Here is a 19,160-nt window from a genome sequence, read left to right as displayed (position 1 = left end):
GCCGTTTTGCCTACTGAATGTGGCCGGGTGGTCGCAAGGAAAAACTGATTTTCGAGGCGCGCAGGGCGGTCACTGCGCGGGTTTGTCGAGGGCCTTGCGCAACTGACCAACGGCTTGCAGGTTGCTGCGGCGCACCGCCTCGACAAAGCCCGGGTAGGCCACATCGGTGATGGCCACCAGCCCCAGATGGCCGTTTTCGCCATCCAGCAGTCGCCCGCTGGCCGGTTGGTCGAGGTACTGGAACCAATGGGCGCCGACGATCATCGGCTGGGCCAGTGCCGCCTTGAGGAAATTACCGTAGGCCGGGCCACGGTCTTCCTCGCGGGCCACTTCCAGCGGGCCGGGCCAGAACGGGCCACGGTCACGGGAGCCGAACTGGAATTCCGAAACCAGCACCGGCTTGTCCAGCTCGGCCAGCCTGGCGAAGTCATAACCGTCTTCGGGCTTGAGGGTATAGAAGTTGAAGCTGAGCACGTCGCAGAACTCGGCGCAGGCCTTGACCGCTTCCGGCGTGCTCACGGCGAAGCGACCGCCCAGCAGCAGGTGATTGGGGGCATGCCACTTTAGTGAATCGGCAATGGTCTTGAAGTAGGTCTGGGCGAACACCTGCTGGAAGTACTGGTAGTCGCGCTCGATTTCCGGGTGCGCAGGGTCGGGCAGCGGTGCCTCGAAGCCGGGGTCTTCCATCAGCTCCCAGGCGCTCAGCTCGATGCCCCAGGCTTTCGACAGCCCTTCCTGGTTGCGGTACTTGTCGCGCAGCTGCTTGAGGAACGCGCGCTTGGCCGGTACATCAGTGGTCAGGCGCAGGGTGCCGTAGGCCAACCCATAGCGGGCCCTCGGGTCGTCACCGGGTGCGGCCCAGGCCAGTTCGTTGTCGGCGAAGTAGCCGATCAGCCATGGGTCGTCGCGGTGGTCACGGGCGGCGATGGCCACGGCGCGCTCGGTGGCCATGGCGAAACGCGGGTCGAACGGGTCAGGCATGCGCCCCCACCAGTCCATGCCGGTGCTGATGCTGGCGTAGTCGCCGACGATCGACAGTGGCAGCGTGTACGGCATGCGCTTGGCCTGGGCAAAGCCTGGGTCGCTCCAGTTGCCCAGGGTATTGAAGCCCCAGGCTTGCAGGCGGTCGAGGCTGTGCGCCTGCCAACGCGGCAGGTCCAGGGCCAGTGGCGGGCAGGCCGGTTCGGTCGATGCCGAGCAGGGTTTGCCGTAGGTGCGCTGCAGGTTGGCCGCATAGAAATCGAACCAGCGCCCCTGCTTGAACTGGCGCCCCTGGGACGAGGTGTTGCCATCATCGTTGTTGCCTTCGCCATAGAACGCCGCCAGTGCCTCGCCATCAGCCGGCAGTGCCTTGAACATGCTTTCGCGGCCGGCGACGTAAGTGCGCCCGCCATCGGCGGCGACGGCATTGACGCCCAGGGAATAGAACGGGTGCCCGTCGGGCGTCACCAAATACCAGCGCCCGTCGCGCTTTTCGGTACGGAAGAAGCCCTTGGCCTCGAAGGCTGGCCCCGCCAGCAGGCCGCCATAGGCGTCCAGGCCGAGCTTGTCGCGCTCGCCCAGCCAGCTTTTCAGCTGCGCCTGCTCGCGGCTGTCGGCAGCCTTGAGCTGGTCGTCGCCGACGATTTTTTCTGGCCAGCGCCCACGGGTGGACTGGCCATAGCCGTCGATCAGCTCGCTGTAAGCAGCTTTGAACGCCTGGTCGTCGTCCTGCAGGCCGACCTTCTCGATCAGCAGGCTCTGCGCCACTTTGGGGTTGGGAATGCTCAGGCTGACCGAGGTGACTTGCTTGAGGTCCACCTCCCCTGCACTGCTGGTCAGCAGCAGGCGCTGGCCTTCATGGGCCCATGGCATCGGCGGGCCGGCACGCATGCCCTGGCTGAGCGGCGAGCTGGCCTTGAGGGGAATCATCACCGTCTGCGCCGGCCCTGCCGGCAAGTCGATACGGCTGGTGAGGGTGCGCCCATCGCTGCTCTGCACCGCCACGTCGACGGTCAGCGCCCAGTCCATGCCGCTTTGCAGGCGCAGGGTCAGGGCCTGCCCGGCCGACCAGTCCCAGGCGCCACTGGGCGGTGCCAGGCGCAAGGTCGGTTGCGCCACCGGATTGAACACCACCCGCCGCAACACCTCGCCTTCGGCGGTCTGCTCCGCGTTGTACTGCGGCATCGCAGCGTCCTGGGTGGTGACGTTGACCACCGCGGCGGGGCGCACGAAGCTGAACAGTGTCTGTTGCCCGGCCAGCAGCGGCGCACTGAACAACAGGGAGAACATCACAGGCAGGGTACGGCGGATCATAGGGCGGTGGCTCTCCTTCTGAGCCCGTCATGGGCTCACGATCGAGTATGGACAACAAAGCAAGCGTCTTGCTCCGGCAGTCAGCCGATTTCCCGTCGGAATGGTGGCAGCGCATTGAGAATAGCCTTGCCGTAGCGCTGGGTGACCAGGCGCCGGTCGAGCAAGGTGATGACGCCGCGGTCCTGTTCAGTACGCAGCAGCCGGCCGCAGGCCTGGATCAGCTTCAGCGAAGCGTCAGGCACGGCGATTTCCATGAACGGGTTGCCGCCGCGGGCCTCGATCCATTCGGACAACGCGGCCTCGACCGGGTCATCCGGCACCGAGAACGGGATCTTGGCGATGACCACGTGCTCGCAGTAAGCGCCCGGCAGGTCGACACCTTCGGCGAAACTGGCCAGGCCGAACAACACACTGTGCTGGCCATCGTCGACCCGCGCCTTGTGCTTGTTGAGGGTTTCCTGCTTGGACAGGTTGCCCTGGATCAGCACCAGCTTGCGCCAGTCGCGGTCCAGGCCATCGAATACGTCCTGCATCTGTTTACGCGACGAGAACAGCACCAGCGCGCCCCGCGCACCTTCGACGATGTTCGGCAGTTCACGGATGATCGATGCAGTGTGCGCCGTGGCATCGCGTGGGTCGGCGCCCAGGTCGGGCACCCGCAACAGGCCGGCATCGCCATGCACGAACGGGCTGGGCACCACGCACTGCACCGCGTCGCGCGGCAGCCCCGAGCGCATGCGGAAGCGGTCGAACTTGCCCAGCGCGGTCAAGGTCGCCGAAGTCACCAGGGCGCCATGGGCGACGTTCCACAGGCTTTTACGCAGCATCTCGGCGGCCAAAATCGGGCTGGCATTGACCTCGATATCGAACAGCGCGCCAGTTTCGGCCAGGGTCAACCAACGCGCCATGGGCGGGTTGTCTTCCGGGTCTTCGGCGGTGAACGCGGTCCACAACTCCCAGTTGCCCTGGGCACGGGTCACCAGGCTGCCGAACAGCGGGTACCACTCCTCGGCCTGGTGGCTGGCAATGCCGATGTTGTTCTCGCCGTCCATGCCTTCCTTGAGCAGGTCGGCCAGGCGGGTGAACAGGTCGGTGAGGCGGGCGAAGCCTTTTTTCAGCTCGATGCCGACTTCGCGGATCTGCTCGGGCACCACGCCGCCTTCGAAGCGGTAGCGCGGGCGGTCGCGGCCTTCCATGTCTTCACCGGTGCGGAAATCGGCAACCTGCTCGCACAGGGTGAACATGAACTGCTGCTGGGTACGCACCTCACGGGCCAGCTCCGGCACCTGCTCGATGTAGCGCCCCAGGTCGCCCGGTAGCGGGTGCTGGGCCAACAGCTTGGTGAGGTTCTTGGCCGTCTGCTCCAGCCAGTCGGCGGTGGAGCGCAGGCGCGAATAGTGGGCGAAGTGACCGATAGCCTTGTCCGGCAGGTGATGGCCTTCGTCGAACACGTACATGGTGTCGCGCGGGTCGGGCAGTACGGCGCCGCCGCCCAGCGCGAGGTCGGCGAGGACCATGTCATGGTTGGTGACGATCACATCGACCTTGCCCATGCCTTCGCGCGCCTTGTAGAACACGCACTGCTGGAAGTTCGGGCAATGGCGGCCGGTGCACTGGCTGTGGTCGGTGGTCAGGCGCGCCCAGTCCTGGTCCTCGACGGCTTCCGACCAGCTGTCGCGATCACCGTCCCAACGGTTGCCGGCGAGCTTCTCGATCATGCTGTTGAACAGCTTCTGGCTGCGCTCGTCGACTTCGATGTGGAAGCCTTCCTCTTCGAACAGCTGGGCGGTGGCCGACTGGGCGTGGCCTTCCTGCAGCAGGATGTCGAGTTTGGACAGGCACAGGTAGCGGCCACGGCCTTTGGCCAGGGCGAAGCTGAAGTTCAGCCCGCTGTTGCGCATCAGGTCGGGCAGGTCCTTGAGCACGATCTGTTCCTGCAGCGCCACGGTCGCGGTAGCGATCACCAGGCGCTTGCCGGCGGCCTTGGCGGCCGGGATCGCGGCAAGGGCGTAAGCGACGGTCTTGCCGGTACCGGTACCCGCCTCGACTGCCACCACGGCGGGCTCGCCGGCACGGCGCCCTTCGTCGTCACAGGCGATGTCGCCGAGCACCTTGGCCACTTCGGCGATCATCAGGCGCTGGCCATAGCGTGGCTTGAGGCTTTTGGCTTCGAGGAAACGCGAGTAGGCGCCCTGGATGGTGGCTTTGAGTTCGTTGCTGATCATGGTCTGCAGGCGCCCGGAGGGCTGGATATATTTTCAGTGTTTCGCATGGGCCGGCTATCATACCCCGCTATTGCCCTTTGTGCCGCATGGAGATCCGGATGCTCGCCTTTGCCCTGCCCTACACCCTGCATGTCCTTGCCGCCCTGGTCTGGGTCGGCGGCATGTTCTTCGCCTGGCTGATCCTGCGCCCGGCCACGGTTGCAGCCCTGGAGGGGCCGGCGCGGCTGCGTTTGTGGGTGGAAGTTTTCCAGCGGTTCTTCAGATGGGTCTGGCTGGCGGTGGCGATTCTGGCGATCAGCGGGGTGGGCATGATTCACCTGCGCTTTGCCGGGTTCGAGACCGCGCCGCGGTACGTTCAGGTGATGATCGGCGGCGGGATCGTGATGTTTGCGTTGTTCATGCGGATCCAGTCGTTGCTGCTGCCTGAATTGCGCACGGCGGTGCAGGCTGAGGATTGGGCGGCGGGGGCTGGGGTTCTGGGGCGGATTCGGCGGATGGTGGGGGTCAATCTGGCGATCGGGTTGGCGGTGGTTGCGGTGGCGAGTTCGCGGGTATTGGTTTGATAGTGGCTGGGCCTTCGAGCTTTGGGTTTTGCGTGAAGGCCGCCAGGTGTTCGCCAAAAGCCTTGCAGCGCCTATGAGATCGAGCGCCGCCCGCGCGGCGCTCGATCTCATAGGCGCAGAAGATCTATCGGCGAACACTCAATTCAAGCTTTCAATGCCTTCTTCGGGTAAATATCGTACCGACTCGACTTCCCCTCAAGGCTATGGCTCGGCTTCGGCCCATCGATAATCGGCGCCTTGCGCGGCCGCTTGACCACCACCCGGTGCGAAGCCAACGCCAACGCCGCTTCGAGCAACGCCGGCGCATCCAGGTCATCACCGACCAACGGCCGGAACACCCGCATCTCCTTCTTCACCAGCGCGCTCTTGTCCCGATGCGGGAACATCGGATCAAGGTAGATCACTTGGGGCGCCTCCCCTTCCCACCCACGCATGCGCTCGATGGCATTGCCGGTCAGCAGCCGCATGCGCTCGACGATCGCCCCCACCTCAAGGTCCCCCCGCGCCCGCGCCAGGCCATCTTCCAGCAACGCCGCGATCAACGGCTGACGCTCGATCAAGGTCATCTGGCAGCCCAGGCTGGCCAGCACGAACGCATCCTTGCCCAACCCCGCAGTGGCATCGAGCACCTGCGGCCGCACGCCCTGGGCGATACCCACCGCCTTGGCGATCATCTGCCCGCTGCCACCACCGAACAGCCGCCGATGCGCCGCCTGTCCCTCGACGAAATCCACCCGCACAGGCCCAGGCGCCTGCGGGCCCAGTTGCTGGATCTGCAGGCCATCGGCACCGACCTGCACGGCAAACCCGGCCGCCTCGTCGGCCAGCGGCAAGCCCAGGCGTTCGGCCCATGCCAACGCCTGCGCCTGGAATTCGGGGGTCAGTGCCTCGATCCTGATACCTGTGCCCAGCTCTTGCTCTACCATCGGATCCCGCACTCGAAATTAATTAATGAAACCCCGGCCTCAGCCGATACACGCAGTATCCGCTATTCTGCCAGAGCACAACGCGCGCGACTGCCATGTCAGACACTCTCCCCATCGGCTTGACCTACCTGTCGCCTGTCGGCAACTACGGTCGACAGAACTCCCAGGCACTGGGCGGCGTCAGCCACCTGTGGCAGGACTTCTTCGCCCGGGCCATGGCCGAGCAGCCGCAAGGGGAAATCGACAGCGTCAGCCAGGCGCTGGTGCAGTACGACAAAGAGAGTGGCGAACCTATCGGCGGCGCCAGGGCCTTGGCCCTGATCGACGCCCAGCGCGCTCTGCCGGTGCATGACACCGAAATCACCCCTCCCGAGCCGCTGTTCCTGCCCAAGGCGGAACTCGAGGCCAACCTGCTGGAACCGGCGCCCGAACCCTTCAGCACCGCCGAGCTGATTACCCAGCAGCGCGACCTCGACATCAGCAACAGCTGGCTGCGCCCGGTGGTCATGAGCCAGGGCCATCCGATTGCCGAGCCCGGCCCCGCGCCATCGCCTCGCCCATTGTTCCTGCCGATCGCCGAATTCGAGATGAACCTGCTCGACCCGGCGCCAGAGCCGTTCGACGAGCCCACCCTGGCCAAGCAACAGAACGACCTGGAGTTCGATACCCATTGGGCCCGCCCAGTGGTGTTGAACAACGTTCGCGCATACGCCTGAGAACGCAGGCTTTCAGCGGCGAAACAGATCATTGAGCAGAGCAAATGGCAGCGCCTGCTCGCCATAGCCGAACGTGCCCTGCTCGCGGATTTCCAACGCCGCGCGCTGGAAGGCGCCCAGTGCGACGCGGGCCAGCGACGAACCAACACTGATGCGCTTCACGCCCAGATCCTGCAACTGATTGACGCCAAGCGGCACCCCCGGCATGCCCATCAGCACGTTTACCGGTTTGGGCGCCACGGCCTGCACCACCGCGCGAATCTCATCGACGCTGCGCAGCCCAGGCGCATACAACACATCGGCACCAGCGTCGGCATAGGCCTGCAGGCGCCGGATGGTGTCGTCCAGGTCCAGTTTGCCGTGCAGCAGGTTCTCGGCGCGGGCGCAGAGCGTGAACGGAAATGGCAGTTGGCGAGCAGCTTCCACGGCAGCGCGCACTCGCGCCACGGACAGGTCGAAGTCGTAGATCGGCGCCTCGCTGCGGCCACTGGCATCTTCGATCGAACCGCCAACCAGGCCGGTTGCGGCGGCGCGCAGGATCGTCTGCGCACAGTCCTCGGGCAAATCGCCAAAGCCGTTTTCCAGGTCTGCCGCCACCGGTAGCGGCGTGGCATCCACGATGGCCTGGGCATTGCCTAGGGTTTCCTCAAGGCTCAGGGCGCCTTCGGCATCCGGGCGCCCCAGGCTGAACGCCAGCCCCGCACTGGTAGTGGCCAGTGCTTCGAAGCCAAGGGCCGCCAACATCCTGGCCGAACCCGCATCCCAGGGGTTGGGGATGACGAATGTGCCATCGCGTTCATGCAGCGCCTTGAAGGCTTCGGCTCGCAGGGTTTGCACATCCATGGTTCAACCTCCGGCAGATGAAGAAAGTGTCGTCAGAGTAGCCCTAGCTGTTCGACCTCGGGCGCGCGCGGCAATTCCGGTAACGCGGCCAGCCCGGGCAGGCGGGCCATCAGCCGCTGGTGGAAATGCTGGGCAAGCGCTGCAGCCATCCGGTTGTCGGCGGTGTGCAGAAATACATAGGGGCTACGGCCCTCCTCGATCCACACCGCCACCTTGTCGACCCAGGGGGTAAGGAAGGTTTCGTTGGCCGCAAGCTCAGGGTGACCGATAAAGCGCACCTGCGGATGCTGGCTGAACGAACACGGGCGGGGCGGCACCTTGGGCTTCTTGGACTGCGCATGCAGCACACCGGGCTCACGAGATGTGCAGCTGAACAGCGCTCTCGGGTCCAGGCAGATGCGCTCGACACCCCGCTCATGCAACAGCCGATTGAGCAGGCGCTCTTCGTCTCCACGGGCGAAGAACGCATCGTTGCGCACCTCAACGGCAACCGGCACGCCAACCTCATCCAGAAAATACGCCAGCTCACCCATGCGCGAGGGCCCGAACTGCGCCGGCAACTGCAGCCAGTAGGGGGACACGCGCTGCCCCAACGGCGCCATCAATCGGGTGAAGTCGATCGCCGAATCAAGTTGCGCGCGCAGGTCCCCGGCATGGCTGACATCGCCCGGAAACTTGGCCGTGAAGCGAAAGCCCGCCGGCATGATCTGCGCCCAGCGCTCTACCGTCGCAGGCGCTGGCCGGGCATAGAAAGTGGTGTTGCCTTCCACGGCATTGAAGACCTGGCTGTACAAGCCGAGGAACTCAGCCGTGCGTGCATCGGCGGGATAGAGATACTCACGCCAGGCGTTTTCGCTCCAGGAGGGGCAACCGAGAAAGTAGGGCTGGGGGGACGGAATCATCCGTCAAATGTACAGGTCCAGCCCCAGCACTTCCATATCCCAGTCGGTGAAGCCCGCGGTGGTCAGGTAGCTGGCCAGTGCCGTGGAGGTACGCCGGTCACGGGCGCGGGGGAAGATCAGGTCCTGCTGGCGGGCCGGCAGGTTGGCGCTGCGGCGGTTGGCACGGCTGGCCTGCTGTTCGGGCTCTTCGATGATCTCGGCGTCATCGATCGCTTCGTCACGCACCGGCGCTTTGCGCGGCGGGCGCTTGATGGGGTAACTCTGCGAGGAGAAGCCGTCGATACGCATGGCGTGGGCACTCAGGATCAATGATGGCAATTTAGCAGCATCAGAGATCCATCGCTAATGCCCGAACGATAACTGGACCACAGTTCGCGCAAAAGGTTTTATCGTGAACGGCGATAGCCGACGAACGACCTCAGCGTGCCTTGGGCGTAGCGACATTATCGCGCAGATACACCGGTTGCGCCTGCTCGGCGGCGACCGCTTCACCGCGGGCCCAGGCATGGCTGGCCAGGGTGAGGATATCCAGGGCATTGGGCAGTGCGGCGGCATCGCTGGCGCTGGCGTGCACCGCCAGGCGCTCGGCCAGGCTCCAGCCAGTACCGGCGCCAAACCACTCGCCGGCCAGGCCTTCAGGCAAGCTGACGCGCTCTGGTGCCACCACCACCTCCTGGCCGACCAGGCGCATTTCACCCTGCTCCGCCCGGTAACAGCCCCAGTACACTTCGTCCATGCGCGCATCGATGGAGGCAGCGACCTGCTGCACGCCGTGCTCGCGCAACGCGCCCTGGGCCAGCGCCGCCAGGTTGGAGATCGGCAGCACCGGGCGCTGCAGGGCGAAGGCCAGGCCCTGGACCACACCGATGGCGATCCGCACGCCGGTAAAGGCGCCCGGGCCGCGACCAAAGGCGATGGCATCCACGGCGCTCAGCGCCACGCCGGCATCGGCCAGCAACTGCTTGATCATCGGCAGCAGCTTCTGCGCGTGCAGGCGTGGGATCACCTCGTAATGGCTGGTCACCTTGCCGTCATGCAGCAGGGCAACGGAACAGGCTTCGGTGGCGGTATCCAGGGCCAGCAAGGTGGTCATCGAACGCGGTTTCCAAGGGACAGGGGAAAAAGAGCGGCAGTATAAACGACAACGGCCCGCAAGCGTGCCGTCGTGACGCAGGGTGATGGATCAGCTCAGGGCTGCCAGCACCTTGGCGGTGATCGACTCGACCGAGCCGACGCCTTCGATGTGGCTGTACTTCGGCTTGCCGGCGTTGGCGGTCGACAGCTTCTGGTAGAAGTCCACCAGCGGCTTGGTCTGGCTGTGGTAGACCGACAGACGATGACGCACGGTTTCTTCCTTGTCGTCGTCGCGCTGGATCAGGTCTTCGCCGGTGACGTCGTCCTTGCCTTCCACTTTCGGCGGGTTGTACTGAATGTGGTAGGTGCGGCCCGAGGCCAGGTGTACGCGGCGGCCCGCCATGCGGCCAACGATCTCTTCGTCGTCCACGGCGATTTCGACCACGGCGTCGATGTCGACACCGGCGGCGACCATGGCTTCAGCTTGCGGGATGGTGCGCGGGAAACCGTCGAACAGGCAGCCGTTGGCGCAGTCCGGCTGGGCGATGCGCTCCTTGACCAGGCTGATGATCAGCTCGTCGGAGACCAGTTGGCCGGCATCCATGACTTTCTTCAGTTCCAGGCCCAGCGGGGTGCCGGCCTTGACGGCAGCACGCAGCATGTCGCCGGTGGAGATCTGGGGAATGCCGAACTTCTCGGTGATGAACTTTGCCTGAGTACCTTTACCGGCCCCGGGAGCTCCCAGCAGAATTACACGCATCTTGTGCTCCTCATATTTTTCTATGCAAATCAACGGATTCGGCGCACAAGGCCAACTCCGGAAAATCGGTCGAGACCGCAAAATCGGTCCAAAGGCTGCTCAAGATACACAGCCCCCGCCCCCCCGACAAGCGTCCCAACGGGGCAGCAAAGCGTCCGGCGCAGCCCCGCGAGGCCCCGGTTGCGCCCGGCGCAACCAGCCCTCGGGTTCAGGGTCGGCAACTGATGGCTTGCCGACCGCAAGCGCCGCTTGAGCGCCTCAACCGGTATTGCGCAACCCCGCCGCGATGCCCGCCACGGTGACCAGCAGGGCTTGCTCCAACGGGCTGTCCAGAGCGGCTTCGCGGTTGCGCGAGCGGGCCAGCAGCTCGGCCTGAAGGCGATGCAAGGGGTCGAGGTAGGTGTTGCGCAGGCGGATGAATTCCAGGGTTTCGGGGCTGTGCGCCAGTAGCACCGACTGCCCGGTCAGGCCCAGCACCACCTGGCATGACTGCGACAATAGGTCGCGCAGGTGCGCACCCAATGGCAGCAGTTGCGGTTGCACTAGACGTTGGTCGTAGGCCTCGGCAATCTGCGCATCGGCCTTGGCCAGCACCATTTCGAGCATGTCGATGCGGGTGCGGAAGAACGGCCACTGCTCGCGCATCTGCGCCAGCAGCTCGCCCTGGCCACGGGCCAGGGCATTGTTCAGCGCTGTTTCCCAGCCAAGCCAGGCCGGCAGCATGAGGCGGGTCTGGGTCCAGCCGAAAATCCATGGGATCGCCCGCAAGCTCTCGATCCCCCCGGCACGCCGCTTGGCCGGGCGGCTGCCCAGCGGCAGTCGGCCAAGCTCCTGTTCCGGGGTGGACTGGCGGAAGTACTCGACAAAGTCGGGGTTCTCCCGCACCACGCCGCGATAAGCCTTGACCCCGTCGGCGGCCAACTGGTCCATCAGTGCGCGCCAGGCCGGTTGCGGCGGCGGCGGCGGCAGCAGGGTCGCCTCCAGCACCGCGGCCAGGTAGAGGTTGAGGTTCTGCTCGGCAATCCCCGGCAGGCCGAACTTGAAGCGGATCATCTCGCCCTGCTCGGTGGTACGGAAGCGCCCGCCCACCGACCCCGGCGGCTGCGACAAGATGGCCGCATGGGCCGGGCCGCCGCCGCGTCCGACCGTACCGCCACGGCCATGGAACAGCAGCAGTTCGACCTGGTGTTCGCGGCAGATGCGCACCAACTGCTCCTGGGCGCGGTACTGCGCCCAGGCCGCCGCCGTGGTGCCGGCGTCCTTGGCCGAGTCGGAATAGCCGATCATCACTTCCTGCGGCCCATGCAAGCCGGCCCGGTAGCCCGGCAGCCCGAGCAGGCGCTCCATCACCGGCCCGGCGTTGTCCAGGTCGGCGAGTGTCTCGAACAATGGCACCACACGCATCGGCCGGGTCAGCCCTGCTTCCTTGAGCAGCAGCTGCACCGCCAGCACATCGGAGGCCGCGCCAGCCATGGAGATCAAATAGGAACCCAGCGAGGCAGCAGGCGCCGCGGCGATCTCGCGGCAGGTGGCAAGCACTTCGGCGGTATCGGCCTGGGGCTTGAAGTGCCCGGGCAGCAACGGGCGGCGGTTCTTCAGCTCCGCCTGGAGGAACTCGATGCGCCGCGCTTCGTCCCATTCGGCGTAGCGCCCGAGCCCCAGGTAATCGGTGATCTCGCTCAGCGCATCGCGATGGCGGGCGGCATCCTGGCGCACGTCCAGGCGCACCAGGAACAGGCCGAAAGTCACTGCCCGGCGCAGGCAGTCGAGCAACGGCCCGTCGGCGATCACCCCCATGCCGCATTCATGCAGCGACTGGAAGCACAGCTCCAGTGGCGCGATCAGGTCGCGGTTGTCGACCAGCACGGCAGCGCTGGCCGGTTGCGCAGCAGCCAACGACGCCTGGGCCCAGGTACGGGTGGCGCGCAGGCGGTCGCGCAGTTGCTTGAGCAGCGCGCGGTAAGGCTCGGCGCTGTCGCCGACCTGTTCGCGCAAGGCTGCGCTGGCCTGCTGCATCGACAGCTCGGCGGCCAGGTTCTCGATATCGCGCAGGAACAGGTCGGCGGCCATCCAGCGTGCCAGCAGCAGCACCTCACGGGTCACGCTGGCGGTGACATTGGGGTTGCCGTCACGGTCGCCGCCCATCCACGAGGCGAAGCGGATCGGTGCGCTCTCCAGCGGCAGGCGCAGGCCGGTAGCCTGGAACAGCGCCGCATCGACCTTGCGCAGATGGCTGGGGATGGCCTGCCACAGCGAATGCTCGATCACCGCGAAGCCCCATTTGGCTTCGTCCACCGGCGTAGGCCGGGTGCGGCGGATCTCCTCGGTGTGCCAGGCCTCGGCGATCAGCCGGCGCAGGCGCTCGCGCACCTGCCCGCGCTCGGCGGGGCTCAGGTCGCGATGGTCCTGGGCCGCCAGTTGCGCGGCGATGGCGTCGTATTTCTGAATGAGGGTACGGCGGGCCACCTCGGTGGGGTGGGCGGTGAGCACCAGCTGGATGTCGAGCTTGGCCAACTGCCGGGCCAGGGCATCGTCGCTGTGCCCGGCCGACTTGAGCCGGGCCAGCAGTTCGGGCAGTACCTGCGCTTCGAAAGGCTGCGGCTGGTCGGCATCGCGGCGGCGAATCAACTGGTATTGCTCGGCGATGTTGGCCAGGTTGAGGAACTGGTTGAAGGCCCGCGCCACGGGTAGCAGGTCCTCCTCGGCCAGGTCGCCCAGGGTAGAGCTGAGTTTTTCACCCTCCACCAGCCGGTCGGCCTTGGCGCTGTGGCGGATGTCCTCGATTTTCTGCAGGAACGCCTCGCCATGCTGCTGGCGGATGGTCTCGCCAAGCAGCTCCCCCAAAAGATGCACATCCTCGCGCAAACGCAGATCGATATCGCTCATCGGGCCTCTCCACTCCAGGAAACAGCAAGCCCCAAGAGTGCCGACTCCAGGCCGCGCCTGGCAAGCCGGGCGCGGGCAAAGCAACTAAAGTGAAGAGTGGTCATCCGAAGCAATGCCACTTTCGAGGCTTTGACAGAGGTCATCATGAAAATCCGCGAACTCGCCCAGCACTGGGAACAGAATGCCGCCGGACGCTTGAGCCCCACCGGGCATGTCCTGCACCTGGACATGGAAGCCCAAGCGCGCCTGGCCGCGCTGACCGAGATGTACCCCAAGCGCAGCCCTGAAGAGCTGCTTGGCGAACTGGTCGCCGCTGCGCTCGAAGAGCTGGAAGCCAGCTTCCCCTACATCAAGGGCCGGCAAGTGATCGCCACCGATGAAGAGGGTGATCCGCTGTACGAGGACATCGGCCCTACCCCTCGCTTCCTCGCCCTCTCCCGCCGTCACCTGGCAGCGCTCGGCAGCCCAGGCAAAAACGAACGCCACTAAGCCCTCACCCTCTGCGGGCCTTGCTCAAGGGCCCGCAGATACCTTGCGCGCAGCGCAAAGTTCCGGCCTTTTCGCGCTGACCAATCAGTCAGAAAAAAACTTCGTTAGCACAGCAATTTTTCTGAACTATCCAAAAAACGCCTCGGTCACAGCCAGTAGCCATCACGGCAAAACCCTGCAAACACGGGCGTTGCAGCGCACGCCTTGGCTAGGGAACAACGATGGACCGGTCGCGGACATCGTCGTTAACAGGAGTGACCCAATGGAGTTGACCACCATGAAGACCCGCATTGCAAAACCCTCCACCACTCACCTGCGCGGGCTGAAGCTGGCCGCACTGGCCCTGGGCAGCAGCCTGGTACTGGCCGGTTGCGCCGGCAAGCCGCCCACCGAGCAGTATGCCGTCAGCCAGTCGGCAGTGAACGCTGCGGTCAGTGCCGGCGGTACCGAGTTCGCCGCAGTGGAAATGAAAGCGGCCCAGGACAAGTTCAAGCAGGCCGAGATTGCCATGCACGACAAGCAATACGACCAGGCCCGCATGCTCGCCGAACAGGCTGAATGGGATGCCCGTGTCGCTGAACGCAAGGCCCAGGCCGCCAAGGCCCAGAAGGCTGTGCAGGATGCCCGCCAGGGTGTCCAGGACGTACGTGAAGAAGGCCTGCGCAGCGCCGAATAGGCCTGCCGCGCCCCCAAGCCTTCGCTAACGATCAAAGGATGAACACTATGCGCAATTACGTCATGATTCCCGCCCTGCTGGCCCTGAGTGTCGGCCTTGCCGCCTGCTCCCACGACCCGAACGCCAACCTCGAATCGGCCCGCAGCAATTTCTCGGCGCTACAGAGCGATCCACAGTCGAGCAAGGTAGCCGCCCTCGAAACCAAGGACGCCCAGGACTGGCTGAACAAAGCCGACAAGGCCTATATGGAGCGTGAGGACAGCAAGAAGGTCGACCAGCTCGCCTACCTCACCAACCAGCGCGTCGAAGTGGCCAAGCAGACCATCACCCTGCGCACGGCCGAGGCCGAGCTGAAGAACTCTGCCGCGCAACGCGCCCAGGCCAAGCTCGATGCCCGTGACGCGCAGATCAAGAAGCTGCAGGACAGCCTCAATGCCAAGCAGACCGAGCGCGGCACGCTGGTGACCTTCGGCGACGTGCTGTTCGACTTCAACAAGGCCGAACTCAAGAGCAGTGCCTACCCCAACGTCACCAAACTGGCGCAGTTCCTCCAGGAGAACCCGGAGCGCAAGGTGATCGTCGAGGGCTACACCGACAGCGTTGGCTCGGCCAACTACAACCAGAGCCTGTCCGAGCGCCGCGCCGCTGCCGTGCGCATGGCGCTGGTACGTGCCGGGGTGGACCCTGCGCGCATCGTCGCCCAGGGCTACGGCAAGGAGTATCCGGTGGCCGATAACGGCAGCAACTCCGGCCGTGCGCAGAACCGTCGAGTGGAGGTGACCATCTCCAACGATAACCAGCCGGTGATGCCGCGGGCGGTGAGCCAGGTCCAGTGAGGACTGCTGACTGAATGAAAAAAACCCGCCTGATGGCGGGTTTTTTCATGCTTGGCCTTTGGTCAAAAGCACCTTTAAAGACACCTTACAAAGCACTAGACTCACGCAACCATCCTTGTCGATAAATGGGTTGAAACAACTATGACCTTCCACGTCCTCGCCGATCTGGCAGCATCCATCACCGACCTCAAGAAAGACCCAATGGGCACCATTCGCGAAGCGCACGGTGAAACCGTGGTGATCCTCAATCGGAACGAGCCTGCCTTCTACGCAGTACCACCAGCGCGCTACGAGGCGATGATGGATCTGATTGACGATATCCAACTGGCCGAACTGGTACGCCAGCGACTTGGCGGGCCTACCGTGAGGGTGGATATCGATGAGCTCATCGCCGACGCAGAGCGCGACAGCAAGCTACAACCTTGAGTTTGATTCACGGGCGCAGAAGGGATACCGCAAGCTCGAACCCAAACTGCGCCTGCAGCTTGCCAAGAAACTCAAGGCTCGACTGGCTCAGCCCCGAGTCGAAAAAGACCGGCTCAATAACATGGCTGATTGCTACAAGATCAAATTGAGATCAGCTGGCTACCGCTTGGTCTACAAGGTGATTGATCAGCGCGTGGTGGTGCTTGTCATCGCGATCGGCAAACGCGAAAGATGCGATGTCTATTCAGTCGCCAGCGCACGATTGAACTAATCGGGCCGTATTGCGGCGGCCCCATCGTTCACTGCACCTGCTGCGGCGTCTCCTCGCCCATGCAGCGCACCGCGCGCTTGCGGTTGTCCACCAGCACACCGGTCAGCCCCTTCTGCTGGGTATCGAACAGCACCAGCACGCCATCCAGGCATTGCGCCACCTGCGGTGCCGGGTCCAACGAGACTTTGTAGTCCTCGCCCGGGATGGTCTTGAGCATGGTGAAGTCCTGCAGCAACAGGGCATCTTCAGGCTTGGCGAAATGCAGGTAGCCGTAATACCAGAGGGCCCCCACCGTCACGATGATGCTGCCGACGCCGGTCAGGATCAGCGGGATGGCGTTGCGTTCTTCACTCATTGCTTGCTCTTCTCGTCAGGGTAGTTGGGTACTTCGGCCAGGCGGCGCAGGCCGTTGAAATGCGCGGGGTCGTCCAGAAAGCGCAGCATCACCTGGCGCCAGGTCGGGTCGGCGAAGGTCTGTACATGGCCGCCGCGGGTCAATTGCAGCACCCGCGGGGGCGGAGCGTGCTGGTACAGGCGAATGCCATTGTCCAGGGGCACCAGTCGGTCATCGATGCTGTGGAAGAACAGCTTCGGCGGGCTGGCCAGCTGTTCGATGGAGCGGATCGCGCTGTCGCCGTCGGGCACCAGCCACGACAGCGGCACCTGCAGCGGCCAGGTCATCCACGAGGTACTGAGGGCATAGCGGCCCACCGCCCGGTAACTGGCCGGCACACCGTCGAACACCAGTGCGCTGAAGCGCTCGCGCTGCTGCGGGTGCGCCGCCAGGTAATGGATGGCCATGGCACCGCCGAGGCTCTGGCCCAGCAGCACCAGTGGCTTGCCCTGCACCTCGGGGGCGCGGTCCAGCCAGGCCATGGCCGCCGCGAGGTCTTCATAGACCTCAGGCAAGGTGGCCTTGCCCTGGGACAGGCCATAGCCCCGGTAGTCGATCATCAGCACCTGGTACCCCTGCTCCGGCAGCCAGTAGCTGCCACCCAGGTGGCCCGCGAGGTTGCCGCCGTTGCCATGCAGGTGCAGCACCGTGCCCTTGACCTCGACACCGGCCTTGGCCGGCAACCACCAGCCGTGCAGGCGAACGCCGTCAGCGGCGGTCAGGGTGACATCGCGGTAGTCGAGTTTGGCCCGCTCAGGAGTAAACGGCTGACCGCGCTCAGGGTAGAACAGCAGGCTGCTGCAGCCACTCAACAGCAGCAGCCCAAGGCCGATGGCGAGGTGACGGCAGGCGTCAGAGAATGTTCGCGTAGTCGGCTTCAATGCGGTCCAGGCTCAGGTGGTTGAGGAAGTTGGAGAAGCACATCCAGGCCGACAGGGCGTTTAGGTCGCGGAACTGCTCCGGGAGGTACTTGGGTGGCTCCACCAACCCTTCTTCGACCAGCTGGCGCAAGGTGCGCATGTCTTCCAGGGTGGTCTTGCCGCAGAACAGCAACGGGATCTGCTCCAGCTTGCCCTTCTTCACGGCCAACTGAATGTAGTTGTAAACCATGATGAAGCCCTTGAGGTAGGACAAGTCCTTGGTGAATGGCAGGCCATTGGGTACCGAGCCGCGGAACACCCGGCTGGCGTTGCTGTAGCTCTGCCCCATCTCGAAGCCCTGGCCACGGAAGAACTCGTAGACCTGCATGAAGTCCGCGCCCTCCTCGACCATGTGGATGGCCCGGGTGCGGTTGGTGAGCTTGCGCAGGCGGCTGGGGTAGGAGGCGAAGGCGATCACTTCCATCAGGATGGCCAGCCCCTCCTGGGTCACCGTGGACGAGGGCGGGCCCTTGGCCAGGAAGGTACAGATCGGCTGGTTCAGGCCATTGAGGGTGGTGCCGACATGCACCAGGCCTTCATGTACCTCCAGGGCGCGCACGTCGCGGTTGTTGAACATTGCGTCGGCGCGCACCTTGATGTAGTCGGCGCCGGCCGCCGCGTCGGCGACGATGCCGTCCGACTCGAATACGCGAATGGTTTCCTCGGCCTCGCCGAACACCTTGTTCAGGCGGCGCTGGAGGATCTCCACCGCCTCCTTCGCCGTGAGGTTCTTCGGCTCGTCCTTGAGGTCGCCACGGCCGTCGATGTTGTTCAGGTAATCCGAGAGCATCAGCCCCAGGTCGGCGAGGGTCGGGTCGCCGGCATGGAAAGCGTCGGAGGCCGCGCCGTACAGTTCCTGGGAAATCAGCCCGAAGTCCTCGGTGCCGCGCGCTTCTAGCATGCGCACCACCATGCGGTATTCCTTGCACATGCGTCGCATGATCTGCCCGACCGGGTTGAACTGGCCAAGCTGGCGGGTGATGTCACGCTCGATGTTCTGGAACTCGGCCTTCACCGCGCTGGAGTCGAACGACAAGGGCCGGTTCTGGTAGTAGGCACGGTCCACCGCGGGTGGTTCCTTGCCTTTGGCCTTGAGGAAGCCCTGGCGGATGCCGTCGTCCCATTTCACCGCATCGAGCACGCGAATGGGGGTTTGCGCGGCCACGATGCGGTCGGACAACGTACGTATGGTCTGCTGGTACTCGTCCACCGGGGACTCCTTTCAAGAACAAGACACCTGAACCGGCCTCTTCGCGGCTGAAGCCGCTCCCACAGGGATATCGCAGCCCTCAGGCCGGGCAATGCACCTGTGGGGTTTAGCCACCCCTACAGGGATATCGCAGCCCTCAGGCCGGGCAATGCACCTGTGGGAGCGGCTTTAGCCGCGAAGAGGCCGACACGGTCATTTGCCGGAGCGCTGGAAGCGCGCCACCTCGACAAACAGGTCGGAGTTGGCCGGATCGTCCAGGTACGCCAGCACACGCGCCGACGGGCTGTCGATCAACACACCTTCGCCATTCTCTTCGGGGACTTCGATGCTTCGCCCACTCAGTTCCTTCTTGTCGACGGCCTGCCGCACCTGCTCGACATCGAGGTTGTAAACCACCAGTTCCTTGCCCTCGACGATATCGAAACCGCCAATCAGGAAGTTGCCCCCCAGCCGCTTGGGCACACCGGCCGACATGTACCAGCGGTTGCCATGGCGCGACACCGTGAACACGTACTCTTCAGGGGCCTTGCCCTTGGCGGTCGCCACCGCCTTGTAGGCATCGCCGCCACTGCGGCTGATGGTAAGTTTCAGTGGCTCGCCCCAGGCGTCCTTGCTGCTCCACTTGCCGAGCAGGGCCTTGGGCGCTGCCTGATTGCTCGGCAGCGGTTCATGGAAGGCCACCAGACAACCGCCCAGCAAGAGGAATGACAACGTCAACAACACCACACGCCAGGCTTTCATCGGGTTC

At 64.7% G+C, this 19,160-nt stretch carries 20 protein-coding genes; 7 read left to right on the top strand and 13 right to left on the bottom strand.

What is annotated here, in order from left to right:
- Nucleotides 1-69: 69 nt before the first annotated feature.
- Complete coding sequence (locus LOY51_RS06125) at nucleotides 70-2,295, bottom strand: beta-galactosidase (RefSeq protein WP_258645223.1); 2,226 nt, start codon at nucleotides 2,293-2,295, stop codon at nucleotides 70-72.
- A gap of 80 nt (nucleotides 2,296-2,375) precedes the next feature.
- Nucleotides 2,376-4,520 carry an ATP-dependent DNA helicase DinG gene (gene dinG / locus LOY51_RS06120; RefSeq protein ID WP_258645221.1) on the bottom strand — a complete coding sequence of 715 codons (2,145 nt, stop codon included), beginning with the start codon at nucleotides 4,518-4,520 and terminating at the stop codon, nucleotides 2,376-2,378.
- Between the two features lie 98 nt (nucleotides 4,521-4,618).
- Between dinG and LOY51_RS06115 the strand changes: the two genes are divergently transcribed.
- Entirely contained in the window at nucleotides 4,619-5,083 is a 465-nt protein-coding gene (locus tag LOY51_RS06115; RefSeq protein WP_125462902.1) for a CopD family protein, read from the top strand.
- A gap of 143 nt (nucleotides 5,084-5,226) precedes the next feature.
- Here the strand turns inward: LOY51_RS06115 and LOY51_RS06110 are convergent, their stop codons facing one another.
- Nucleotides 5,227-6,009, bottom strand: a complete 783-nt coding sequence (locus LOY51_RS06110) for a class I SAM-dependent methyltransferase (protein WP_125857663.1) — start codon at nucleotides 6,007-6,009, stop codon at nucleotides 5,227-5,229.
- A 95-nt stretch (nucleotides 6,010-6,104) separates the two neighbouring features.
- Here LOY51_RS06110 and LOY51_RS06105 point away from each other — a divergent pair, with 95 nt between their 5' ends.
- A complete protein-coding gene (locus LOY51_RS06105; RefSeq protein ID WP_125857662.1) occupies nucleotides 6,105-6,725 on the top strand; it encodes an energy transducer TonB in 621 nt (206 codons plus the stop codon).
- Between the two features lie 12 nt (nucleotides 6,726-6,737).
- Here LOY51_RS06105 and LOY51_RS06100 read toward each other — a convergent pair whose 3' ends face one another.
- The 6 genes from LOY51_RS06100 to ppc form a co-directional block, all read right to left on the bottom strand.
- Nucleotides 6,738-7,568 carry an isocitrate lyase/PEP mutase family protein gene (locus LOY51_RS06100; protein WP_258645219.1) on the bottom strand — a complete coding sequence of 277 codons (831 nt, stop codon included), beginning with the start codon at nucleotides 7,566-7,568 and terminating at the stop codon, nucleotides 6,738-6,740.
- A gap of 32 nt (nucleotides 7,569-7,600) precedes the next feature.
- Nucleotides 7,601-8,470 (bottom strand): DUF72 domain-containing protein, encoded by an 870-nt coding sequence (locus LOY51_RS06095; RefSeq protein WP_125857660.1) that lies wholly within the window; start codon nucleotides 8,468-8,470, stop codon nucleotides 7,601-7,603.
- A gap of 3 nt (nucleotides 8,471-8,473) precedes the next feature.
- A complete protein-coding gene (locus LOY51_RS06090) occupies nucleotides 8,474-8,758 on the bottom strand; it encodes a hypothetical protein (RefSeq protein WP_110995541.1) in 285 nt (94 codons plus the stop codon).
- 130 nt (nucleotides 8,759-8,888) lie between these two features.
- Nucleotides 8,889-9,563: a tRNA (adenosine(37)-N6)-threonylcarbamoyltransferase complex dimerization subunit type 1 TsaB gene (gene tsaB, locus LOY51_RS06085; RefSeq protein WP_258645217.1), complete on the bottom strand. Its 675-nt coding sequence runs from the start codon at nucleotides 9,561-9,563 to the stop codon at nucleotides 8,889-8,891.
- Nucleotides 9,564-9,653: 90 nt separating this feature from the next.
- Nucleotides 9,654-10,304, bottom strand: a complete 651-nt coding sequence (gene adk, locus LOY51_RS06080; protein ID WP_258645215.1) for an adenylate kinase — start codon at nucleotides 10,302-10,304, stop codon at nucleotides 9,654-9,656.
- Nucleotides 10,305-10,562: 258 nt separating this feature from the next.
- A complete protein-coding gene (gene ppc, locus LOY51_RS06075) occupies nucleotides 10,563-13,190 on the bottom strand; it encodes a phosphoenolpyruvate carboxylase (RefSeq protein ID WP_258645214.1) in 2,628 nt (875 codons plus the stop codon).
- A 144-nt stretch (nucleotides 13,191-13,334) separates the two neighbouring features.
- Between ppc and LOY51_RS06070 the strand changes: the two genes are divergently transcribed.
- From LOY51_RS06070 to LOY51_RS06050, 5 genes are all read left to right on the top strand, one after another.
- Nucleotides 13,335-13,679, top strand: a complete 345-nt coding sequence (locus LOY51_RS06070; RefSeq protein ID WP_125462895.1) for a pilin assembly protein — start codon at nucleotides 13,335-13,337, stop codon at nucleotides 13,677-13,679.
- A gap of 262 nt (nucleotides 13,680-13,941) precedes the next feature.
- A complete protein-coding gene (locus LOY51_RS06065; protein WP_125462894.1) occupies nucleotides 13,942-14,355 on the top strand; it encodes a DUF4398 domain-containing protein in 414 nt (137 codons plus the stop codon).
- Between the two features lie 47 nt (nucleotides 14,356-14,402).
- Complete coding sequence (gene lptF / locus LOY51_RS06060; protein WP_125857658.1) at nucleotides 14,403-15,191, top strand: lipotoxin F family OmpA-related lipoprotein LptF; 789 nt, start codon at nucleotides 14,403-14,405, stop codon at nucleotides 15,189-15,191.
- A gap of 141 nt (nucleotides 15,192-15,332) precedes the next feature.
- The gene (locus LOY51_RS06055; protein WP_125857657.1) at nucleotides 15,333-15,617 is read left to right on the top strand and encodes a type II toxin-antitoxin system Phd/YefM family antitoxin; all 285 of its coding nucleotides are present in this window, start codon (nucleotides 15,333-15,335) and stop codon (nucleotides 15,615-15,617) included.
- A complete protein-coding gene (locus tag LOY51_RS06050; RefSeq protein WP_258645211.1) occupies nucleotides 15,571-15,888 on the top strand; it encodes a type II toxin-antitoxin system RelE family toxin in 318 nt (105 codons plus the stop codon). Before LOY51_RS06055 ends, LOY51_RS06050 begins: the two co-directional genes overlap by 47 nt.
- A gap of 28 nt (nucleotides 15,889-15,916) precedes the next feature.
- Here LOY51_RS06050 and LOY51_RS06045 read toward each other — a convergent pair whose 3' ends face one another.
- The 4 genes from LOY51_RS06045 to LOY51_RS06030 all read right to left on the bottom strand — a co-directional run bounded on the left by LOY51_RS06045 (nucleotide 15,917) and on the right by LOY51_RS06030 (nucleotide 19,153).
- Nucleotides 15,917-16,243 (bottom strand): PA3694 family proteiin, encoded by a 327-nt coding sequence (locus tag LOY51_RS06045; RefSeq protein WP_125857655.1) that lies wholly within the window; start codon nucleotides 16,241-16,243, stop codon nucleotides 15,917-15,919.
- Nucleotides 16,240-17,163 carry an alpha/beta hydrolase gene (locus LOY51_RS06040; RefSeq protein ID WP_258645210.1) on the bottom strand — a complete coding sequence of 308 codons (924 nt, stop codon included), beginning with the start codon at nucleotides 17,161-17,163 and terminating at the stop codon, nucleotides 16,240-16,242. The genes LOY51_RS06045 and LOY51_RS06040 overlap by 4 nt, the downstream gene beginning before the upstream one ends.
- A complete protein-coding gene (locus LOY51_RS06035; protein ID WP_125462890.1) occupies nucleotides 17,135-18,412 on the bottom strand; it encodes a flavohemoglobin expression-modulating QEGLA motif protein in 1,278 nt (425 codons plus the stop codon). The genes LOY51_RS06040 and LOY51_RS06035 overlap by 29 nt, the downstream gene beginning before the upstream one ends.
- Before the next feature lie 192 nt (nucleotides 18,413-18,604).
- Nucleotides 18,605-19,153: a hypothetical protein gene (locus LOY51_RS06030; RefSeq protein WP_125462889.1), complete on the bottom strand. Its 549-nt coding sequence runs from the start codon at nucleotides 19,151-19,153 to the stop codon at nucleotides 18,605-18,607.
- Nucleotides 19,154-19,160 lie beyond the last annotated feature (7 nt).

The sequence above is a fragment of the Pseudomonas sichuanensis genome, assembly GCF_024749065.1.
GTDB classification, from domain to species: Bacteria; Pseudomonadota; Gammaproteobacteria; order Pseudomonadales; family Pseudomonadaceae; genus Aquipseudomonas; species Aquipseudomonas sichuanensis.
The sequence above is the reverse complement of the archived record's forward strand: the minus strand, read 5'-3'. Positions and strand labels throughout refer to the sequence as shown.

What these genes read in the sequence shown, in the direction of transcription:
- LOY51_RS06065 (WP_125462894.1), top strand. Translation starts at nt 13,942, where the DNA reads ATGGAGTTGACCACCATGAAGACCCGCATTGCAAAACCCTCCACCACT.
- ppc (WP_258645214.1), bottom strand. Translation starts at nt 13,190, where the DNA reads ATGAGCGATATCGATCTGCGTTTGCGCGAGGATGTGCATCTTTTGGGG.
- LOY51_RS06050 (WP_258645211.1), top strand. Translation starts at nt 15,571, where the DNA reads ATGAGCTCATCGCCGACGCAGAGCGCGACAGCAAGCTACAACCTTGAG.
- LOY51_RS06030 (WP_125462889.1), bottom strand. Translation starts at nt 19,153, where the DNA reads ATGAAAGCCTGGCGTGTGGTGTTGTTGACGTTGTCATTCCTCTTGCTG.
- adk (WP_258645215.1), bottom strand. Translation starts at nt 10,304, where the DNA reads ATGCGTGTAATTCTGCTGGGAGCTCCCGGGGCCGGTAAAGGTACTCAG.
- LOY51_RS06090 (WP_110995541.1), bottom strand. Translation starts at nt 8,758, where the DNA reads ATGCGTATCGACGGCTTCTCCTCGCAGAGTTACCCCATCAAGCGCCCG.
- LOY51_RS06045 (WP_125857655.1), bottom strand. Translation starts at nt 16,243, where the DNA reads ATGAGTGAAGAACGCAACGCCATCCCGCTGATCCTGACCGGCGTCGGC.
- LOY51_RS06070 (WP_125462895.1), top strand. Translation starts at nt 13,335, where the DNA reads ATGAAAATCCGCGAACTCGCCCAGCACTGGGAACAGAATGCCGCCGGA.
- LOY51_RS06100 (WP_258645219.1), bottom strand. Translation starts at nt 7,568, where the DNA reads ATGGATGTGCAAACCCTGCGAGCCGAAGCCTTCAAGGCGCTGCATGAA.
- tsaB (WP_258645217.1), bottom strand. Translation starts at nt 9,563, where the DNA reads ATGACCACCTTGCTGGCCCTGGATACCGCCACCGAAGCCTGTTCCGTT.
- lptF (WP_125857658.1), top strand. Translation starts at nt 14,403, where the DNA reads ATGCGCAATTACGTCATGATTCCCGCCCTGCTGGCCCTGAGTGTCGGC.
- LOY51_RS06105 (WP_125857662.1), top strand. Translation starts at nt 6,105, where the DNA reads ATGTCAGACACTCTCCCCATCGGCTTGACCTACCTGTCGCCTGTCGGC.
- LOY51_RS06095 (WP_125857660.1), bottom strand. Translation starts at nt 8,470, where the DNA reads ATGATTCCGTCCCCCCAGCCCTACTTTCTCGGTTGCCCCTCCTGGAGC.
- LOY51_RS06115 (WP_125462902.1), top strand. Translation starts at nt 4,619, where the DNA reads ATGCTCGCCTTTGCCCTGCCCTACACCCTGCATGTCCTTGCCGCCCTG.
- LOY51_RS06055 (WP_125857657.1), top strand. Translation starts at nt 15,333, where the DNA reads ATGACCTTCCACGTCCTCGCCGATCTGGCAGCATCCATCACCGACCTC.
- LOY51_RS06125 (WP_258645223.1), bottom strand. Translation starts at nt 2,295, where the DNA reads ATGATCCGCCGTACCCTGCCTGTGATGTTCTCCCTGTTGTTCAGTGCG.
- LOY51_RS06110 (WP_125857663.1), bottom strand. Translation starts at nt 6,009, where the DNA reads ATGGTAGAGCAAGAGCTGGGCACAGGTATCAGGATCGAGGCACTGACC.
- dinG (WP_258645221.1), bottom strand. Translation starts at nt 4,520, where the DNA reads ATGATCAGCAACGAACTCAAAGCCACCATCCAGGGCGCCTACTCGCGT.